18 protein-coding genes and 1 tRNA gene are annotated in these 16,963 nt (G+C 71.6%); 8 read left to right on the plus strand and 11 right to left on the minus strand.

Features of this window, described 5'->3' with window-relative positions; translation table 11 throughout:
* Positions 1-11 precede the first annotated feature (11 nt).
* From ABZU53_RS01780 to ABZU53_RS01790, 3 genes are read right to left on the minus strand one after another with little or no spacing between them, the layout of a single operon-like run.
* Positions 12-1,478 carry a protein phosphatase 2C domain-containing protein gene (locus tag ABZU53_RS01780; RefSeq protein ID WP_355063276.1) on the minus strand — a complete coding sequence of 489 codons (1,467 nt, stop codon included), beginning with the start codon at positions 1,476-1,478 and terminating at the stop codon, positions 12-14.
* Entirely contained in the window at positions 1,475-1,960 is a 486-nt protein-coding gene (locus ABZU53_RS01785) for an FHA domain-containing protein (protein ID WP_007454124.1), read from the minus strand. The genes ABZU53_RS01780 and ABZU53_RS01785 overlap by 4 nt, the downstream gene beginning before the upstream one ends.
* A 6-nt stretch (positions 1,961-1,966) precedes the next feature.
* A complete protein-coding gene (locus tag ABZU53_RS01790) occupies positions 1,967-2,755 on the minus strand; it encodes a DUF3662 and FHA domain-containing protein (RefSeq protein WP_007454122.1) in 789 nt (262 codons plus the stop codon).
* A gap of 207 nt (positions 2,756-2,962) precedes the next feature.
* On the opposite strand from ABZU53_RS01790, the gene ABZU53_RS01795 reads away from it, so the two are divergent.
* The 3 genes from ABZU53_RS01795 to ABZU53_RS01805 all read left to right on the plus strand — a co-directional run bounded on the left by ABZU53_RS01795 (position 2,963) and on the right by ABZU53_RS01805 (position 5,032).
* Positions 2,963-3,048: transfer RNA gene (locus ABZU53_RS01795), tRNA-Leu, on the plus strand.
* A gap of 65 nt (positions 3,049-3,113) precedes the next feature.
* Positions 3,114-4,229 carry an NAD-dependent epimerase/dehydratase family protein gene (locus tag ABZU53_RS01800; RefSeq protein ID WP_354854938.1) on the plus strand — a complete coding sequence of 372 codons (1,116 nt, stop codon included), beginning with the start codon at positions 3,114-3,116 and terminating at the stop codon, positions 4,227-4,229.
* Positions 4,226-5,032, plus strand: a complete 807-nt coding sequence (locus ABZU53_RS01805; RefSeq protein WP_354854937.1) for a WecB/TagA/CpsF family glycosyltransferase — start codon at positions 4,226-4,228, stop codon at positions 5,030-5,032. The genes ABZU53_RS01800 and ABZU53_RS01805 overlap by 4 nt, the downstream gene beginning before the upstream one ends.
* Positions 5,033-5,101: 69 nt before the next feature.
* On the opposite strand, the gene ABZU53_RS01810 is transcribed toward ABZU53_RS01805, so the two are convergent.
* Positions 5,102-6,661: a S8 family serine peptidase gene (locus ABZU53_RS01810; RefSeq protein ID WP_355063278.1), complete on the minus strand. Its 1,560-nt coding sequence runs from the start codon at positions 6,659-6,661 to the stop codon at positions 5,102-5,104.
* A gap of 218 nt (positions 6,662-6,879) precedes the next feature.
* On the opposite strand from ABZU53_RS01810, the gene ABZU53_RS01815 reads away from it, so the two are divergent.
* On the plus strand, positions 6,880-7,479 hold the full coding sequence (locus ABZU53_RS01815) for a hypothetical protein (RefSeq protein ID WP_354854933.1): 600 nt from the start codon (positions 6,880-6,882) through the stop codon (positions 7,477-7,479).
* On the opposite strand, the gene ABZU53_RS01820 is transcribed toward ABZU53_RS01815, so the two are convergent.
* The 3 genes from ABZU53_RS01820 to ABZU53_RS01830 form a co-directional block, all read right to left on the minus strand.
* On the minus strand, positions 7,447-7,848 hold the full coding sequence (locus ABZU53_RS01820) for a hypothetical protein (protein WP_354854931.1): 402 nt from the start codon (positions 7,846-7,848) through the stop codon (positions 7,447-7,449). The genes ABZU53_RS01815 and ABZU53_RS01820 overlap by 33 nt on opposite strands.
* A gap of 213 nt (positions 7,849-8,061) precedes the next feature.
* Positions 8,062-8,283, minus strand: a complete 222-nt coding sequence (locus ABZU53_RS01825; RefSeq protein ID WP_007454112.1) for a DUF397 domain-containing protein — start codon at positions 8,281-8,283, stop codon at positions 8,062-8,064.
* On the minus strand, positions 8,253-9,128 hold the full coding sequence (locus ABZU53_RS01830; protein WP_354854929.1) for a helix-turn-helix transcriptional regulator: 876 nt from the start codon (positions 9,126-9,128) through the stop codon (positions 8,253-8,255). Before ABZU53_RS01830 ends, ABZU53_RS01825 begins: the two co-directional genes overlap by 31 nt.
* A 625-nt stretch (positions 9,129-9,753) precedes the next feature.
* On the opposite strand from ABZU53_RS01830, the gene ABZU53_RS01835 reads away from it, so the two are divergent.
* Both ABZU53_RS01835 and ABZU53_RS01840 read left to right on the plus strand, forming a co-directional pair.
* Positions 9,754-10,038, plus strand: coding sequence for a hypothetical protein (locus ABZU53_RS01835; RefSeq protein ID WP_354854927.1), 285 nt, complete (start codon positions 9,754-9,756; stop codon positions 10,036-10,038).
* Between the two features lie 96 nt (positions 10,039-10,134).
* Entirely contained in the window at positions 10,135-10,575 is a 441-nt protein-coding gene (locus tag ABZU53_RS01840) for a hypothetical protein (protein WP_355063280.1), read from the plus strand.
* Positions 10,576-10,582: 7 nt separating this feature from the next.
* Here the strand turns inward: ABZU53_RS01840 and ABZU53_RS01845 are convergent, their stop codons facing one another.
* Together ABZU53_RS01845 and ABZU53_RS01850 are read right to left on the minus strand one after the other, a co-directional pair.
* Positions 10,583-11,455: a PASTA domain-containing protein gene (locus ABZU53_RS01845; protein WP_355063282.1), complete on the minus strand. Its 873-nt coding sequence runs from the start codon at positions 11,453-11,455 to the stop codon at positions 10,583-10,585.
* Between the two features lie 165 nt (positions 11,456-11,620).
* Positions 11,621-12,322, minus strand: coding sequence for a PASTA domain-containing protein (locus tag ABZU53_RS01850; RefSeq protein ID WP_355063284.1), 702 nt, complete (start codon positions 12,320-12,322; stop codon positions 11,621-11,623).
* Between the two features lie 122 nt (positions 12,323-12,444).
* Between ABZU53_RS01850 and ABZU53_RS01855 the strand changes: the two genes are divergently transcribed.
* The gene (locus ABZU53_RS01855) at positions 12,445-13,914 is read left to right on the plus strand and encodes a hypothetical protein (protein ID WP_354854919.1); all 1,470 of its coding nucleotides are present in this window, start codon (positions 12,445-12,447) and stop codon (positions 13,912-13,914) included.
* Positions 13,915-13,945: 31 nt separating this feature from the next.
* On the opposite strand, the gene ABZU53_RS01860 is transcribed toward ABZU53_RS01855, so the two are convergent.
* Positions 13,946-15,424 (minus strand): glutamate--cysteine ligase, encoded by a 1,479-nt coding sequence (locus ABZU53_RS01860; protein WP_354854917.1) that lies wholly within the window; start codon positions 15,422-15,424, stop codon positions 13,946-13,948.
* 285 nt (positions 15,425-15,709) lie between these two features.
* Positions 15,710-16,291: a YceI family protein gene (locus ABZU53_RS01865; protein ID WP_354854915.1), complete on the minus strand. Its 582-nt coding sequence runs from the start codon at positions 16,289-16,291 to the stop codon at positions 15,710-15,712.
* 99 nt (positions 16,292-16,390) lie between these two features.
* Here ABZU53_RS01865 and ABZU53_RS01870 point away from each other — a divergent pair, with 99 nt between their 5' ends.
* On the plus strand, positions 16,391-16,891 hold the full coding sequence (locus ABZU53_RS01870; RefSeq protein ID WP_354854913.1) for a MarR family transcriptional regulator: 501 nt from the start codon (positions 16,391-16,393) through the stop codon (positions 16,889-16,891).
* The last annotated feature ends 72 nt before the right edge of the window (positions 16,892-16,963 follow it).

Below are 16,963 nucleotides of genomic sequence, written 5' to 3' on the forward strand. Positions count from 1 at the left end.
TCAGCCGACGCTCACTCGGGAGACCGGCAGCCGGCCGGGTCGAGCGCCGGCGGGGCCGAGTCGGAGGGCGTGGCGTCGGGTGTGGTGGTCGGATCGGTCCCGGCGGCGGTGGCCGCGTTGGTCGGGCTCGCGCTGACGACCCCGTTCACCGCCGCGCCGGGGCTTGGGCTGGTGTTCGGCGTCGGGGACGTCGCGGGCGGGGTCGGGGACGGGGTGGGCGTCGGGGTGCCGGTCGCCGCGCCCGGGTCGGGCGGGCAGATCGGCTTGAGGTTGGGGTTGGTCGGGGTGTCGCTGGTCAGCTCGGCGAGCTGGCGCTCGGCGTCCGGTTCGTTCTTGGCCCGGATGCCCACCTTGACCGTGTCCTGAGCGGCGACCGTGAGGTCGTCCAACCGGGTACTGCTGGTGCGGTGCACGGTGGACAGGTCCATCCCGGCGATCTGCCCCTGGATGCCACGGAAGACGGCGACCTGCCCCTCCTCGGTGGCGCCCACGTAGTACTGCCGCTGGGTGTACGTCCAGCCGGCGAAGGCCGCACCACCGACGATCACCAGCAGGGCCAGCGCCATCGCGGCGGTCCGTACCGGCCGGCGCTTCGGCCGCTCCGGCTCGTCGTCCGACGCGTTGGGCTCCTCGGGCGCCGCGGGGCGCGGCGCGGAGAGCGCCGAGGCCCGGGCGGCCGGGGTCGAGTCGTCGGCGGAGGTGGCCATGCCCCGGTCCCGGGCGGCGGCGCCGCCGACGATCGGGGTGGCCTCGACGATGTCGTGGTCGGTGGCGTCGGCGATGATCACCGTGATGTTGTCCGGGCCGCCGCCGCGCAGCGCGAGCTGCACCAGCCGCTCGACGCACTGCTGCGGGTCGGTGTACTCCCGCAGGGTCTCGCCGATGGTCTCGGCGCTCACCACGCCGGAGAGGCCGTCGCTGCAGATGAGGTACCGGTCGCCGGGCAGCACCTGGCGCACCGAGTACTCCGGGTCGATGTCCCGGCCGTCGAGAGCTCGGGTCAGCAGCGACCGCTGCGGGTGACTGCTCGCCTCCTCGGCGCTGATCCGGCCCTCGTCGACGAGCATCTGGACGTACGTGTCGTCCTTGGTGATCTGCGAGAACTCACCATTGCGCAGCAGATAGGCCCGCGAGTCGCCGATGTGGACCATCCCCAGCTTGCTGCCGGAGAAGAGGGTCGCCGTCAGCGTGGTGCCCATCCCCTCCAACTGCGGGTTGGCGTCCACCGTGTCGCGGAGCTGTTGGTTGGCGGTGCCCACGGCCGAACGCAACGCATCGACGAGAGCGTCCCCTGGGACGTCCTCGTCGAGCGGCGCCATGGCACCGATGACGATGTTGCTGGCGACGTCACCGGCGGCCATGCCGCCCATGCCGTCGGCAACGGCGAGTAGCCGCGGCCCGGCGTAGACGGAGTCTTGATTGCCGTCACGGATCAGACCGCGGTCGCTGTGGGCCGCATAGCGCAGGGTCAGAGTCATGGCCGTAATTCGAGGGAAGTGCGGCCGATCCGGATCGGCACGCCGAGGGGTACGGGGGTTGGTCCGGTGACCTTAGCGCGATCTAGGTACGTGCCGTTAGTCGAGCCGAGGTCCTCGACGAACCACTGGCCCTCGCGCGGCACGAGTCTCGCGTGCCGCGCGGAGGCGTAGTCGTCGGTGATGACCAGGGTGGAGTCCTCGGCCCGACCGATGGTGATCTGCGCTTCACCGAGGGTGATGCGGGTGCCGGCCAGCTGACCTGCGGTGACCACCAACTGGTGGGCCGCCCTGCCCCGCTTCACCTTCGCCGGTTTGGCCGCCTGCCCCGTCGAGGCGCCAACCGCGCGTGGTGCCGCCACCAGGCGACCGGACCGTGCCCCCGCGAAGAGATCCCGACGGATCACGCCGACCACCGTGAACACGAAGATCCACAGCAGGATCAGGAACCCGAACCGGGCAACGGTGATGACCAGTGCCGGCAAGGCGGCTCAGCCGTCCACGCGGAAGGTCAGCGTCGTGGTGCCGAGCTGGACCATGTCACCCGGGTTGAGGGCGACGGCGGAGACCCGCTGCCCGTTGACCATGGTGCCGTTGGTGGAGCCCAGATCGGTCAGCACAACCTGGCCGCCATCGAAATCCAGCCGGGCGTGTCGCCGGGAGATGCCGACGTCGGGCAGGCGCAGGTTCGCCTGGTCGCCGCGACCGATCACCGTCGACCCCATCTGGAGCGGGTAGGTGCGTCCGTCACCGGAGACCAGCCGCACGTTGCGGCCGCCACCGTGCCCGGGCGGCGGGCCGTAGCCGCCACCCTGGTCGTACGCGGGGTAGGCGGGCGGGCCGGCGTCGTAGCCGGGGGCCGACACGGGGGCGACCTCGCCGCCGGTGTAGACCTCGGCGGTGACCCGGAACATTCCCGTGTCCAGGCCCTCGCCCCGCTCGATCTCGACGATCACGTCGCCGTAGACCGTCCAGGCCTGCTCGCCGATGAACTCCGCCTGCGACTGGGCCAGCTCCTGGGCCAGCGCGGCGGCGTACGGCGCCAGACGACTGTGGTCGAACGGCGAGAGATCGATCACGTAGCGGTTGGGCACCAACGTGCGCCCACCGGCCAGGATCGCCTTGTGCGCCTCGGCCTCCCGCTGCATGGCGTTGAGGATCTCCACGGGGTGGACCACCCCTTTGAAGACCTTGGCGAAGGCCCCCTCGACCAGGCCTTCCAGACGCTTCTCGAAGCGTTGCAGCACGCTCACCGGCTCCTCCTCGGGTCCCGAGGACATGATGGTATCCGGCCGGCGCGCGCGCAGCTCACACGCCGCTCGGCCGGCTGCTCCCGGCCCGTTCGGAAGGACCGGGACTGCCGTGCTAATCTTTCGTCCGCCACGAACGGTAACCGCTCGTGGCGAGCGTCTGGGACAGCGTAGTATTCCCGGGGCCTGTTGGAGACAGCGGGTCCGGGGCGGTTACAGTGTCTCGGGTCGTGCCACGGGGATGTGGCGGAATGGCAGACGCGCACGGTTCAGGTCCGTGTGCCCGAAAGGGCGTGGGGGTTCAACTCCCCCCATCCCCACCACAAGACGAGGGCTCCGCGGAATGCGGGGCCCTTCCGTCATATCGGGGCGTGCCGGGCGTCACGCTATGCTCCGATGGTTTCTGCCTCCGATGGACCAGGAGTGGCGTGTGAGTGTCGCGTTGGTGACCGGGTCGGGCGGTCTGATCGGCTCCGAGGCGGTCCGGCACTTCGCCGGCCTCGGTCTGGACGTCGTCGGCATCGACAACGACATGCGTCGGTACTTCTTCGGTGCGGACGGCTCCACCTCGTGGAGCCTGGAACGGCTCGGCCGTGACCTGGGTAACTCCTACACCCACTTCGCGGTGGACATCCGGGACCGCGACGGTCTGGAGCAGGTGTTCAAGAAGTACGGCTCGAACATCGCCGTGGTGATCCACAGCGCGGCGCAGCCGAGCCACGACTGGGCGGCCAAGGAGCCGTACACGGACTTCGACGTGAACGCCGGCGGCACGCTCAACATCCTGGAGAACACCCGCCGCCACGCGATCGACGCGCCGTTCATCCACTGCTCGACCAACAAGGTCTACGGCGACCGGCCCAACAGCCTGCCGCTGATCGAGCTGGAGACCCGGTACGAGCTGCCCGAGGACCACCGCTGGTACCAGGGCATCACCGAGGAGATGTCGATCGACCACTCGCTGCACTCGGTCTTCGGCGCCTCCAAGGTCGCCGCGGACGTGATGGTGCAGGAGTACGGCCGCTACTTCGACATGAAGACCGCCTGCTTCCGGGGCGGCACCCTGACCGGCCCGGCCCACTCGGCCGCCGAGCTGCACGGGTTCCTGGCCTACCTGATGCGCTGCGTGATGGAGGGCCGGACGTACAACCTGTTCGGCTACAAGGGCAAGATGGTCCGCGACGCGATCCACTCCCACGACGTGCTGACCGCGTTCGAGGCGTTCTTCCGGTCGCCCCGCTCCGCGGAGGTCTACAACCTCGGCGGCGGCCGGCACTCGAACACCTCGCACATCGAGGCGTTCGCGATCGCCCAGGAGATCACCGGCCGAGAGGCGCAGATCAACTACGTCGAGCAGGCCCGCACCGGCGACCACCAGTGGTACGTGAGCAGCATGGCCCGGTTCGAGGAGCAGTACCCGGAGTGGAAGATCACGTACGACGTGCCGATGATCCTGCGGGAGATCTACGAGGCCAACGTGGACAAGTGGGTGCCACAGTCATGACGGCCAAGACCAAGCGCAACGTGCTCGGCGTCCTCGTCGACGCCACCGACTACGCCACGGCGACCGACGCCGTGGTGACCGCGGCGCACGAGCGGCGGCCACTCGCGCTTACCGCGTTGGCCGTGCACGGCGTGATGACCGGTGTGCTGGATCCCGCGCACAATGCCCGGCTCAACTCCTTCGACGTGGTCACCCCGGACGGACAGCCGGTGCGCTGGGCGCTCAACCTGCTGCACCACGCCGGGCTCACCGACCGCGTCTACGGGCCGACGCTGACCCTGCACGTGCTCTCCCGCTTCGCCGACGAGGGGCTGCCGGTCTACCTGTACGGCTCGACCGAGGAGACGTTGGCCAAGCTGATCCCGGCGCTGGAGCGGATGTTCCCCGCGCTGAAGATCGCCGGTGTGGAGCCGTCGAAGTTCCGCGCGGTCCAGCCGGGCGAGGACGCCGAGATCGCCGACCGGATCCGGTCCAGCGGCGCCCGGCTCGTCCTGGTCGGGCTCGGCTGCCCGCGCCAGGAGGTCTTCACGTACGCCATGCGCCCGCTGCTCGACATGCCGCTGATGGCGGTCGGCGCGGCCTTCGACTACCACGCCGGGCTGCTGCGCCAGCCCCCGCCGTGGATGCAGCGCGCCGGCCTGGAGTGGTTCTGGCGGCTCGGTCTGGAGCCGAAACGGCTCTGGCGCCGCTACGTGATCCTCAACCCCGCCTACCTGACCCGGCTCGCCGGTCAGAAGACCGGTCTGTGGAAGGCCCGCCCGCCGGCCCCGGCCACCGAGCGGCCGGCCACCTTCGCGGTCTGACCCCCGATCGGGTACGACACGAGGCCCCACCGGGATCGTCCGGATGGGGCCTCGTCCCTGGGGAACAGGTCAGACGGTCAGGGTCCAGCTGTTGATGTAGCCGGTGTCGGCCGAGTAGGTGTCGCGCACCTGAAGTCGCCAGGTGCCGTCGGCGGCCTCACCGGACACGTTGGCCGTGTACGTGGTGTTCACGTTGTCGGCGCTGTCCGAGGTGCTGCTGTTCTTCAGCCGGTACGCGCTGCCGTCCGGGGCGAGCAGGTCGATGACCAGATCACCGCGGTACGTGTGCACGATGTCCACCGCCACCGTGGAGGCCGACGAGGCGTTGCGCCCACAGCCGGCGATCGTGATCGAGCTGGTCACCGCCGCGCCGGCGTCCGGGATCGACACGTCGGTGCCGTTGGTGCCGGTGCAGCCGGTGGGCGGCGGCGGGGTGGTGCCGCCGCTACCCACGTAGAGCAACAGGTTCGGGGAGCCCGAGCCGGCGTTGGTCACCACATTGGGGGTCGCGTTGGCCACCAGTTGGTTGCGTACCTGCGCCGGGGTCCAGCCCGGGTTGGCGCTGGCTACCAGCGCCGCCGCGCCGACCACGTGGGGTGTGGCCATCGAGGTGCCGCTGATCGTGTTGGTCGCGGTGTTGCTCGTGTACCAGGCCGAGGTGATCGACGATCCCGGCGCGAAGATGTCCAGGCAGGTGCCGATGTTGGAGAACGACGACCGGGCGTCCGAGCTGGTCGTCGAGCCGACCGTGATCGCCTCCGCGGTACGCCCCGGCGAGGTGTTGCAGGCGTTCGCGCCGTTGTCGTTTCCGGCGGCGAGGCCGTACGTGACACCGGACGCGATCGAGTTGCGGACGGCGGTGTCCAGCGAGCTGTTCGCGCCGCCGCCGAGGCTCATGTTCGCCACCGCCGGCTTGATCGCGTTCTGGGTGACCCAGTCGACACCGGCGATCACACCGGCGTTGGTGCCACTGCCGGAGCAGTTCAGCACCCGTACGCCGACCAGTTGGACGCCCTTGGCCACCCCGTACGAGGATCCGCCGACGGTGCCGGCGACGTGCGTGCCGTGCCCGTTGCAGTCGTCGGCCGACCCGCCGTCCACGGCGTCGTAGCCGGAGGTGGCCCGGCCGCCGAAGTCGTTGTGGGTGAAGCGGATGCCGGTGTCGATGATGTAGGCGTGCACGTTGCTCGCCGTGTTCGGGTAGGTGTAGGAGCTGTCCAGCGGCAGGTTGCGCTGGTCGATGCGGTCCAGGCCCCAGGAGGGCGGGTTGGCCTGCGTTCCGGAGATCGACACCGTGTGGTTCTGCTCGACGTACGCGACGGCCGGGTCGGCGGCGATCCGTGCCGCCGCGCCCGCGCTGACGGTGACCTCGAAGCCACGCAGCGCCGTGCCGTAGGTGCGGGCGACCCTTCCGCCGTGCCGGCCGGTCAGCCGCTGCGCGGTGTCACCGACCCGGCTGGAGGTCACGGCGGTGTCCTTGAGGACGACGATGTAGCTGTCCGGCACGGCGGTGGCTCCACCGGCCTCCCGGACGACGCCGACGGGCTCGGCGGCCAGGGCCGGGGTGCCGACGGCCAGTACGGTCGCGGCGGTCACCCCGACCAGTACGGACCTGCGTGGAAGACCCATCTCCCTACCTCCCTCCGACCGGCGGCGAAACGCGACCACCGGTACCACATCGATCGACACTTGCCGATCGAGCCGAGAGTAGATCGATGAGGCCGGGCAGATAAACATGTCGAAACGTCCATCACGTCGATGGGATGTCCCCTACGGGCCCGGCTTCCGGGGCCAACGGGGGTCCGGCCCGGATTCGCCGCGCTCCCGGACGGGGAAGAGTCTCCGACATGGAGAGTCAGCTGACCATCGTGTTGCCGGTCGCCGCCGTCTGGCTGGCCGCCGGGGTCCTGGCCGACCGACTGCCCCGGCTGCGCGACGCGCGTGCGCTGCGTCGGCGTACCGGATGGTTGCTGGCGCTCGCGCTGGCGGGCGTGGCGCTGGTCGCGGCCGTGTCCATCGGCGGGCTGCTCAGCGCCGGCACCGCGCCGGTCGACCGGGCCGCCGTCGGGCTCACCCTCGCCACCGGCCCGGCGCTCGTGGTGGCCGTCTGCTCCGTACGACGGATCCGCCGCCTGCGGGCCGGGGCCGGCGCGTTCGACACCGCACCCGGGACACCCGCCCCGCACGGGCTGCGCGCCGCCGCGGCCCACCCGCTCATCGGGTTGCCGTTGCAGGTGACCGCCCTGGCGACGGTGCCGGCGGTGATCGCGGCGGCCGGCGCGGACCTCGGCGCCGAGCCCGGGGTCACCGGGCCGGCGATCACCGTCGGCGCACTCGCGGTGGCCGCGATCGGCGTCCGGCACGCGCTGCGGCACAGCCGGCTCACCGAGCGGGCTCAGCCCGCCGCGCCCCGGTCAGCGCGAGCGGCCGGACCCCTGCACGTATAGCAGCTCGAGGATCGCCCGGGTCGCCTCGAACCAGCGGTCCAGCCAGCCCGGCGGCGGGATGCTGCCCTTCGGCGGCAATTCCAGCAGCAGGCCGCGCAGCAGCGGGTGGTCGGCCAGCGAACCGGCCGGCTCCATCGGCCAGCCGGTCGGCGGGAACGACGGCTCGACCAGCGGGTTCGGGTCCAGCGACGGCAGCGAGAGCGGCGCGTCGGCCACCTCCTGGGCCGTCGCCTCCCGCCCGTCCAGCTCCTGGTCGGTCGAGACCACCTCGGTCAGTACGGTGTCCCGACGCGCCCCGCGGTACTTGCCACCGAACCGCTCCGGCTTGCCCGGACCGTTGGTGAGGTTCTCTGAACCGATCGTCGTCATCCGTCTCGCCTGCCTCGCTCGGGTGCGGGTCGGTGCGGCGGGTCGTCGACCAGCGCCGTACCGACCGGTTCAACGAGGCGGACCCGCTGTGGCGACGGGAATCCCGGCGGAACCTCACCGGGCCCGGCCGTTCGCTGCGGGTCGGCTGCGCTCCGGGACACGGAGGGTCCCCGCCCGGTCGGGACCGGACGGGGACCTCGACTGCTCACTCGGTCAGACCGAGCCCAACACACCATCCCTGGTGCCGGCGACAAAGGCGTGCCAGTCGCCGGGAGCGAAGACCAGGGCCGGGCCGGCCTTGTCCTTCGAGTCCCGCACTCCGACCGCCCCGGTCACGTACGCCACCTCCACACAGTTGTCGCAGTTCGGCCCGCTCTTCGAGCTCTTGAACCACGTCGCCTGCGTCAGGTCCACGGGGAACCCCTTGGTCGCCATCTCGGCTCCTCTGCCAGTTTTGCGATGTGTGCGATGGACTCCTCTGGACGAATGGCCGCAGCGCGGATGTGATCGAAGATGAAGCTGTACTTCTGCAGTTCGTCGCTCTTCTCAAGGAAAAGCCCACCCGTGGCGTTCTCCGCGTACACGACATCCGGATCACCGGGCTCGGGAAAACTGAGGATCGTGAAGGTCCCGTCCATGCCGGCGTGCGCACCCACCTCGAAGGGGAGGATCTGGAGCGTCACGTTCGGCAACTCGGCCACCTCGACCAACCGCCTGAGTTGGCCGCGCATCACCTCGTCCCCGCCCACCGGCCGACTTACCACCGCCTCATCGAGCACCACCCACAGATCGACCGGATCGTCCTGGGTCAACAACGACTGACGGCCCAGACGGACACGCACCCTCTGGTGTACCTGATCGGCGGTGAAGTCCGGACGGGCGGCTCGGATCATCGCCCCGGCGTACTCCTCGGTCTCCAACAGGCCCGGAACGACCTGCTGTTCGTACGCCCGGATCGAACTCGCCGCCGCCTCCAGCCCGACGTACGCCCCGACCAGCACCGTGCTGTACGGGTGCCACCAGCCCTTCTGCCGCGCCTCCCGGGCGATCTGGACGAGTTCGTCGCTCTCGGCACCCACGACGCCGTAGATCCTCAGCATGTCCCGCACGTCGCGCGGGGTGGCCGTGGTGTGCCCCGTCTCGATCCGGGAGATCTTGGACGCCGAGCACTCCAACTGCTCGGCGACAACCTCGATGGTGATCCCGGCCGACTCCCGCTGCCGGCGCAGCTCGGCGCCGAGCCGCCGCCGTCGGATCGTCGGGCTGCGCCGCTCACTCATTGCGCGGCCTCGGAGTCTCTAGTCCTCGCCGCTGGTTGCTCGACCCCACTCTCGGGCTACCTCCGGTCGACGCGCCACTGGCTGCCGCTCACCGGGGGCGCGACCGTCGACCGGCGAGCGTTCGCGACGAGGGGTGGTGCCGGTCATCGGCCGGCCGCGACGGGCGAAACCGGCCCTCAGTGTGCCGTCCGTACGCGGATGGCTTCAAGCGCCGCTTTGCGTGGCGGACTCACGTATCGGCAAAAGTCGACGTGCAACTTGCATGAAGCACGTCGCTGATGCAGTCTGTCCGTATGGCACGGATCACTCAGCGTCTCCGTCTGCTCTCCGGGTGTGGTGACCCCACCGACCCCGGATGGCCGGGCGGGGCGCGGGCCCGGCCGGCGCCACTCAGACCTGCGCCGGGGTGATGACCCCACCGCTGCAAGCCAGCTGACTGCGGCGGTGGGCGCGGTTCCCGGAAGCAGTCAGGTGATGGTCGGGTGGCGGCACGCCACCAGCGGGTACGGCCCGACCACCATCACGCACCAACCGGTCCACGAGGCGCGATCCCGTCACCGGGCCGAGACATCCCAGACCAGTCACCCGCCGGCACGACGCCGGCTCTCCCTCCCCAGGAGCCCATGTGCTTCCCCGCTCCGGTGACGTTCTGCACGTGACTCGCGCGGCGAGTGTCCAGTTCCTCAGGCCGATCATGTTCCGGGTGATCCGGGTGCTCGACTGGCCGACCTACGACGGTTGGCTCTGGCTCGACGGCTACGAGCTCAACGCCGCCGGCGATGCCGTCAACCGACGGTCGATCTTCGTACAGCGGGAAGGGCTGCGACAGGTGCAGGCCGCGCCGGAGCCCCGCCCGCACACCGTACGGACCCGACGACCGGTCGCCCGTACGCCGGTCAGAGTCGGCTGACCAGCGCGAACCGCCGCGGGTAGGCGTGCCGTCGCCATAGAATCGGTACGCCCACCCCGGCATGTTCCACCGCACGTCCAGGACCCTGAGCCTGGGATGGTCATGGTCAATCAGCCCGCCGTGCGGCGGCACCACCGCTCCCGTATCACCTACGCTCTCGGACTGCTCGCTCTCCTCGGCGCCGTGACCACCATCGTGGTCCTGGTCCGCGACCCGGCGTTGTCGTCCACCCGGCTGGCCGTTCCGGTGCCGGCTCCGGAGATCACCGTGGTCGACGCCGACCCGCCCGCCGACGAACCCGGCTGGATCAGCGCCGATGCCCCCGACGGACGCGTCGGAGCGTCCGACCCGGCCGGCCCGGCCGCCGGGGCCGGCGCCGGCGGTCAGTCCGACGGACCGCAGGAACTCAGCGACGCCGCACCGGCGGGGCACACCGCCACGGACGTCCGCCGCTCGCTGTTCTGGTCCGGGATCTTCGGCCTCACCATCTCGCTCGCCGGCCTCGGCCTCGTCGGCACCCGCCGCCGGATGTGGTGAACATCGGTCACGGCGTGGTCGTCACCGTCGGGCTCGGGCTGGTCGGGCTGGTTGCGGTCGAGGGCCGCGCCTGGGAGATCACCAGCAGCACCTCCTCGTCGGTCCGCACCGTCGCGCCGGCCTCCGGATCGGTGCTGACCACCGTCCCCGGCGGCAGCTCGGACGGGCGGTACACCACTCGGTAGCTCAGGCCGAGCCGGTCCAGCAGCCTCTCGGCGGTGGCCTGCGGCAGGCCGGCCAGCGGTGGCACCGGTAGCCGCGCTTCCTCGGTGGTCGCCGCCGGGCTGCTCGGCGTCGCGCTGCTGGGCGCCGCCGAGGTCGGGGCGCTGCTGCTCGGCGGGGCGCTGGCACTGGCCGGCGGGACAGACGGCGTCGCCGGGTTGTCGGGGTCGTCGTCCCGGGCGTTGAGCACCACCCACAGAGCCGCCCCGAGCAGCCCGGCGAGCAGCAGAGCGAGTACGCCCCAGAGGATCGGCAGCCACCAACGCCGGCCACCCTGCTCCTCGACGTACCAGTCCGCAGTCGGTTCGGCCGGTCGGGGCGCGCGCACCTCGGCCCGCCCGGACCACGGCGGCGGCGTCGACCGCTCCACCGGCATCCGCGCCGTCCGGTCACCCGACGGCTCCGCGGCGGCCCGGTCGATCGGCATCGTCTCGTCCGGCGACCCACCACGACCAACCGAAACAGCCCGGTCGATCGGCATCGTCTCGTCCGGCGACCCACCACGACCAACCGAAACAGCCCGGTCGATCGGCATCGTCTCGTCCGGCGACGCGGTGCGGTCCGGCGGCTGCGGCCGGTTGCCGCCGGGGGGCGGCAGGGGGCGCGTACGGTCGTCCTCGGGCTCCCCGGCGGGCGGCTCCTGGCGGTCGTCGCTCATCGCACGTCCTTTCCCGAACCGGGCGGGCGCCGTGGCCCTCGACCGTCAACCTAACCGCCCACGTCGACATCGGCCGGTATCGGTGCCGCGAGCCGCGTGCCGCAGTCGGGTCAGCTGGTGTCCGACGGGCCAGGCCGGGTGCGTCGACGCCGCAAGCGGTGCGGGTCAGAGGGTGGGCTTCACGGTCGGCTGGCTCGGCGGGGGCGCCGCCCCGCACCAGATGCTCACCTCGTCGTTCCAGCGGGCCGGGCCGTCCTCGGCCGGCTCCTGCCGGCTGACCTTCCCGCTGCGCCCACTGCGGTAACGCGGGTAGAGCCCCTCCTCGACCAGCTCATCGGCGGCCTCGGCGCAGTCGTCGCCGACCACGTCCGGCACCTCGGCGGCGGGGGCCGGACCGGCCACCTGGAGCTGGACAGTGGTGCCCCGGGCCACCTCGGTGCCCACGGCCGGCGAGGCGCTCTCCACCGTGCGGCCGGTGCCGCCGCCGAAGACCAGACGCCAGCCCAACCGCTGCTTACGCAGCATCTCGCGGGCCTGCACGAAGTCGGCGCCGACCACCGGTGGCACGGTCAGCCCGGTCCCCTTCGTCGTGGAGGCGGTCGTCCGTGGGGCGGACGGCGTGGTCCGGCCGGTGGTCGGCCGGGACGAGGTGGCCCGGCCGGTCGGCGTACCGGCCGTGGTGGCCACCGCCTGCGGGTTCGCCGGAGATTCGCCATCGTCGCCGGCCAGCAGCCAGCCACCTGTCGCACCGACCACGGCCAGCAGCACCGCGACCAGCCCGCCACCGAGCAGCACGCTGGCCCGGCTTCCACCGCCGCCGGCCTGGCCGCCGGCGGAATCCTGCCGACCCGTGTTCGCGTCCGTCATACCGCCCACCGCCTCATCACCGGCGACCGTACCGTTAGCCGCCCATCACGTTGTGCCGACGGTCCATACCGGCGGGTCACCACGACTCGCCGCACCGACGACGGGACGTTACGCTGCCCGGCATGGCCAGACGGGGCTGGGGAGTATCGATCGTGACGGCGATCGGGGTCGCTGCCGGCGCGGGCGCCGCGCAGCTCGGCTTCGGCTACGGGCTCGGCGTCATCACCTGGACGCCCACCGACGCCGGGGCCAACGACACGGCCTGGGCGGATGGCCTCGCCTGGGCCAGCTGGCTCGCCGCCAGCTCGACAGTGCTCGGCGCGGTCTGCGCGCAGCGACTGCACCAGCGTGCCGTACCCCCAGCGGTTGACCAGCCGGCCACCGGCGCCGAGCCGACGGCACCCGCCCCGGCGACCGAGACGGCTCTGCCGCAGCCGGCGGCGCTCGAAGAGGGAACGCCGGCCCGGGTCGAGGGCGCCGACGCGGCGCGGGCCCGGCCGCCCTCGGCGGTCGATCGAGCGGCACCGGTGGCCGACACGCCGCCCGACGAGCCCGGCGGCCTGTTCCGCAGGCTGTCGCTGGCGCTCGGCGCCGGGCTCGGTGGACTGGTCACCGTGCTGCTGGTCGCCGTACCGGCCCGGGTCGCCGCGGGTGCCGACAGCGGCACGCCGCAACGGGTCGCCGCCCTGCACGCGGTGCTGGGCATTCTGATCGGCGTGTTCGTCGCGCTCTGGGCGCTGCGCTCCCGCACCGCCGCGCTGAACGTCACCGCGACGGCCGCCTGGCTCTGGCTGCTCGCGGTGGTCTCGGTCATCGACGGGGTACGCGTCGGGCGCGGGCTCACCGGCGCTCAGCTCGGCACCTGGCAGCTCGACCCGGACCACGCGCGGTACTGGATCGGGGGCCAGCTCTACTGGCCCGGCGCGCTGCTGGCGCTCGTACCCGCGTTCCTGATCGGTGCGCTCGCCGCTCGGGGCGCCGCGCGGTCGGACGGGCACCGGATCGGCGCGGCGGCCTCCGGCGCGGCCGGTCCGCTGCTCGTCGCGCTCGCCTACCTGACCACGGTGCCGCGCTGGGTCACGCTGGGGCCCGCACAGTTCTCCACCCAGCTCATCGCCCCGTACGCGGTGATCGCCGGTGTCGGCGGCTCGGTGCTGGCCGCCGTCCTCGCCGAGCGGGCCGGCCGCAGGCGCGTTGCCCACCGACGGTCAGCCGCCGCCGGCACGCAGCCCGCACCGACCGCCCCGATGGAGCCCGATCCGACCACCCGCCCGGGCGCTCGGATCGGCAGCACCTCGGCCGGCGCGACCGTACCGACTCCCGGTGGCCGGGCGACCGGCGCTGGGCCGGACGGCGACGGGCCGGCGACGGACACCTCGACCGGTACGGCGCCTCGGCGCGGCAGGACCACGTCGCCGGTGACCAGGTCGGAGGCCCGGTCGGGCGACGCGAACGCCGCACCCCGGGTACCGACGCCTCGGCCGTCCCCGGACGACACGGCTCTGGCCGAACCCGCCACCACCGGGCCGACCGAGGACCCGGCACCCCGGCGTGCCCGTCCGCCCCGGAGGAGCACCCGCCCCACCGACTGACTCCCGGTCCGACCCCGCCGGCGGGTTGCGCTCAGTCGACGGGCCAGGTGTGGACCGGTTCGTTGGAGCGCTGGAGTTCCGCGTAGCGCTGCACCATGTGGTGCAGGGCGGCGCTGCGGTCCATGCCCCGGTGGCGCTCCGCCGCCCAGACCGCCTCGGTCTGCCAGACGGCGCCGTTGCGGCCGGTACGACAGCGTTGCTCGATGATGCCGAGCAGCCGGTCCCGCTGCGCCGGGTCGACGCCGAACCCGTCCAGGCCGGTCGCGGCGACGGGCAGCAACTGCTCCAGCACCAGCTTGGTGACCGGTACGTCACCGAACCGGGGCCAGTGCAGCACGGCGTCCAGACCACGTCGGGCCGCCGCGTGGAAGTTCTCCTCGGCCGAGCTGAAGGTGAGCTGACTCCAGATCGGCCGGTCCGCCTCGGCCAGGCCACGGACCAGCCCGAAGTAGAAGGCCGCGTTGGCCAGCATGTCCACCACCGTCGGACCGGCGGGCAACACGCGATTTTCCACCCGCAGGTGCGGGCGGCCGTTCATGATGTCGTAGACCGGGCGGTTCCAGCGGTAGACGGTGCCGTTGTGCAGCCGCAGCTCGCCCAGTTGGGGCACTCCGCCGGCGTGCAGCACCTCCACCGGGTCCTCGTCCTCGCAGATCGGCAGCAGCGGCGGGAAGTACCGCACGTTCTCCTCGAACAGGTCGAAGATCGAGGTGATCCACCGCTCACCGAACCAGACCCGGGGGCGTACGCCCTGAGCCTTGAGTTCTTCCGGGCGGGTGTCGGTGGCCTGCTTGAACAGGGCGATCCGGGTTTCGGCCCAGAGTTGGCGGCCGTACAGGAAGGGCGAGTTCGCTCCGACCGCCACCTGCACACCGGCGATGGCCTGGGACGCGTTCCAGTAGTCGGCGAAGCTGTCCGGCGCGACCTGGATGTGGAACTGGAGACTCGTGCAGGCCGCCTCGGGGGCGATCGAGTCGGTGTGCGTCTGCAACTGCTCGACGCCACGGATGTCGAGTTCGATGGCCTCGCCCCGGGCGCCGACGATCTGGTCGTTGAGCACCCGGTAGCGCTCGTTGGTGGAGAGATTGTCCTCGACCAGGTGACCCTCGGTGAGGGTGGGCAGAATGCCGACCAGGACGATCTTCGCGTCGGACTTGGCCGCGCGCTCGTCGGCCCGGGTGAGGCTGCTGCGCAGGTCGTGTTCGTAGTCGGCGAGACCGGCGCCCTCGATCAGTCGGGGTTCGGCGTTCAACTCCAGGTTGAACTGCCCCAGCTCGGTCTGGAACAGCGGATCGGCGATGTCGGCGAGGATCTCCTCGTTGCGCATCGCCGGCTCGGCCCGCGAGTCGACCAGGTTCAGCTCGATCTCCAGGCCGGTCATCGGCCGGTCGGCGTCGAACCCGAAGTCGTCGAGCATCAGGGCGAAGACGTCCAGACACCGCCGGACCTTCTGCCGGTAGCGGACGCGGTCCTCCCGGGTGAAGGCGCCCTGCGAGACGTCCCTGCCCATGTGTCCTCCCGACAACCGGCGCGGTCGGGATCCTGCCGTCCCGGAAAGCGCATTGTGAACCATCCACGTTAAGAGCGCTCGCCTGGCCAGGGCCAGAGGCCGACGACGGTGATCCGACGCTGGCCGGAGCGGATGCGCTCGCGGCGCCATCTCTACCCCGTCGCTGCCGCGCCGGACCCCGTGGCGGTGCCAACAAGTCGTGACAATTCACACGCGCTCGGTACGGACGACGCCGGGCCCGCGCCGACGTGCGGCGCGGGCCCGGCGTACCGGTGATCCGTGGGATCAGGCCTGGCGGACGGCCTCGCCCTCGATCTCGATCTTGATCTTCTTGCCGACCAGCACGCCACCGGTCTCCAGGGTGACGTTCCAGGTCAGGCCGAACTCCTCGCGGTCGATCTCGGTGCTCGCGGAGAAGCCGAAGATGTCCTGGCCGAACGGGCTGCGACCCACGCCCTCGAACTCGACCTCCAGCTCCACCGGACGGGTGACGTCCTTGATGGTCAGCTCACCGGTGAGCACGAACTCGTTGCCGCGGCGGGACTTGACGCCGGTGCTGCGGAACTCCAGGGTCGGGTACTTCTCGACGTCCAGGAACTCGGGGCTGCGCAGGTGCGCGTCCCGGTCGCCCTGGGTGGTGTCGATGCTGGCACCCTGGATGGTGGCGACGACCGAGGACTGCAGCGGGTCCTCGGCGACGGTGATGGTGGCGGTCGCCTCCTTGAACTCACCGCGGACCTTGCTCACCATCATGTGCCGGGCGACGAAGCCGACCCGCTTGTGCGCCGCGTCCAGCACGTAGGTGCCGGCCGTCGGGATGGTGAGGCCGTCCCAGTCGCGGGTAACCGCATCGATGCTGCTGGTCATGCTGGTGTCCTCCAGAAGATTGTTTAGTAGCCCAACGACTGCTTGAGCAAATATAACCGCAACAACATTCCCTCTGTCAAGGACTGGTAGGGTTAACGAGTGACCAACGTGTTCGACGACCCCCGGATCACCGCGGTTGGCCTCCTCTACGAGGTCCACGCCGGGCTCTCGGCCCGGTTCGCCGCCCAACTCGAGGAGCACGACCTCTCCACGGTCGAGTTCGAGGTGATCACTCGACTGGCCCGCTCACCCGGTAACCAGCTGCGGATGACCGACCTCGCCGCGCAGACGTCACTGTCCACCAGCGGGGTGACCCGTGTGGTGGACCGGATGGAACGCGACGGGCTGCTCACCCGCCGAGCCTGCCCGAACGATCGCCGCAGCTCGTACGCGGTGGTCACCGCGGCCGGCATGCAGCGGCTCGACGAGACGCTGCCCGGCCATCTGCGGATCATCGAGCAGTGGTTCACCGGCCAGCTCGACCCCGAGGCTCTGGCGGCACTGCTCGACGGCCTGCGCCGAGTGCGGGACGCCGTCCATCCCGGTGCCACCGCCGGCAGCACCGACCAGGAAGTGGCCGACGACTGCGACCCGGCCTGACCGCTGACACCCGGGCCTGACCGACCGTGGCCGCCCGACCTCACCGACGGCGGCCACCCGGGTCACCGGCGG

Origin of the sequence: Micromonospora sp. NPDC005194, assembly GCF_040608335.1 — a bacterium.
Lineage (GTDB): Bacteria > Actinomycetota > Actinomycetes > Mycobacteriales > Micromonosporaceae > Micromonospora.

Excerpts from the sequence above, each read along its gene's own strand:
- ABZU53_RS01780 (WP_355063276.1), bottom strand. The coding sequence starts at position 1,478 with ATGACTCTGACCCTGCGCTATGCGGCCCACAGCGACCGCGGTCTGATC.
- ABZU53_RS01790 (WP_007454122.1), bottom strand. The coding sequence starts at position 2,755 with ATGTCCTCGGGACCCGAGGAGGAGCCGGTGAGCGTGCTGCAACGCTTC.
- ABZU53_RS01800 (WP_354854938.1), top strand. The coding sequence starts at position 3,114 with ATGCTCCGATGGTTTCTGCCTCCGATGGACCAGGAGTGGCGTGTGAGT.
- ABZU53_RS01805 (WP_354854937.1), top strand. The coding sequence starts at position 4,226 with ATGACGGCCAAGACCAAGCGCAACGTGCTCGGCGTCCTCGTCGACGCC.
- ABZU53_RS01810 (WP_355063278.1), bottom strand. The coding sequence starts at position 6,661 with ATGGGTCTTCCACGCAGGTCCGTACTGGTCGGGGTGACCGCCGCGACC.
- ABZU53_RS01815 (WP_354854933.1), top strand. The coding sequence starts at position 6,880 with ATGGAGAGTCAGCTGACCATCGTGTTGCCGGTCGCCGCCGTCTGGCTG.
- ABZU53_RS01820 (WP_354854931.1), bottom strand. The coding sequence starts at position 7,848 with ATGACGACGATCGGTTCAGAGAACCTCACCAACGGTCCGGGCAAGCCG.
- ABZU53_RS01825 (WP_007454112.1), bottom strand. The coding sequence starts at position 8,283 with ATGGCGACCAAGGGGTTCCCCGTGGACCTGACGCAGGCGACGTGGTTC.
- ABZU53_RS01830 (WP_354854929.1), bottom strand. The coding sequence starts at position 9,128 with ATGAGTGAGCGGCGCAGCCCGACGATCCGACGGCGGCGGCTCGGCGCC.
- ABZU53_RS01840 (WP_355063280.1), top strand. The coding sequence starts at position 10,135 with ATGGTCATGGTCAATCAGCCCGCCGTGCGGCGGCACCACCGCTCCCGT.
- ABZU53_RS01845 (WP_355063282.1), bottom strand. The coding sequence starts at position 11,455 with ATGAGCGACGACCGCCAGGAGCCGCCCGCCGGGGAGCCCGAGGACGAC.
- ABZU53_RS01850 (WP_355063284.1), bottom strand. The coding sequence starts at position 12,322 with ATGACGGACGCGAACACGGGTCGGCAGGATTCCGCCGGCGGCCAGGCC.
- ABZU53_RS01855 (WP_354854919.1), top strand. The coding sequence starts at position 12,445 with ATGGCCAGACGGGGCTGGGGAGTATCGATCGTGACGGCGATCGGGGTC.
- ABZU53_RS01860 (WP_354854917.1), bottom strand. The coding sequence starts at position 15,424 with ATGGGCAGGGACGTCTCGCAGGGCGCCTTCACCCGGGAGGACCGCGTC.
- ABZU53_RS01865 (WP_354854915.1), bottom strand. The coding sequence starts at position 16,291 with ATGACCAGCAGCATCGATGCGGTTACCCGCGACTGGGACGGCCTCACC.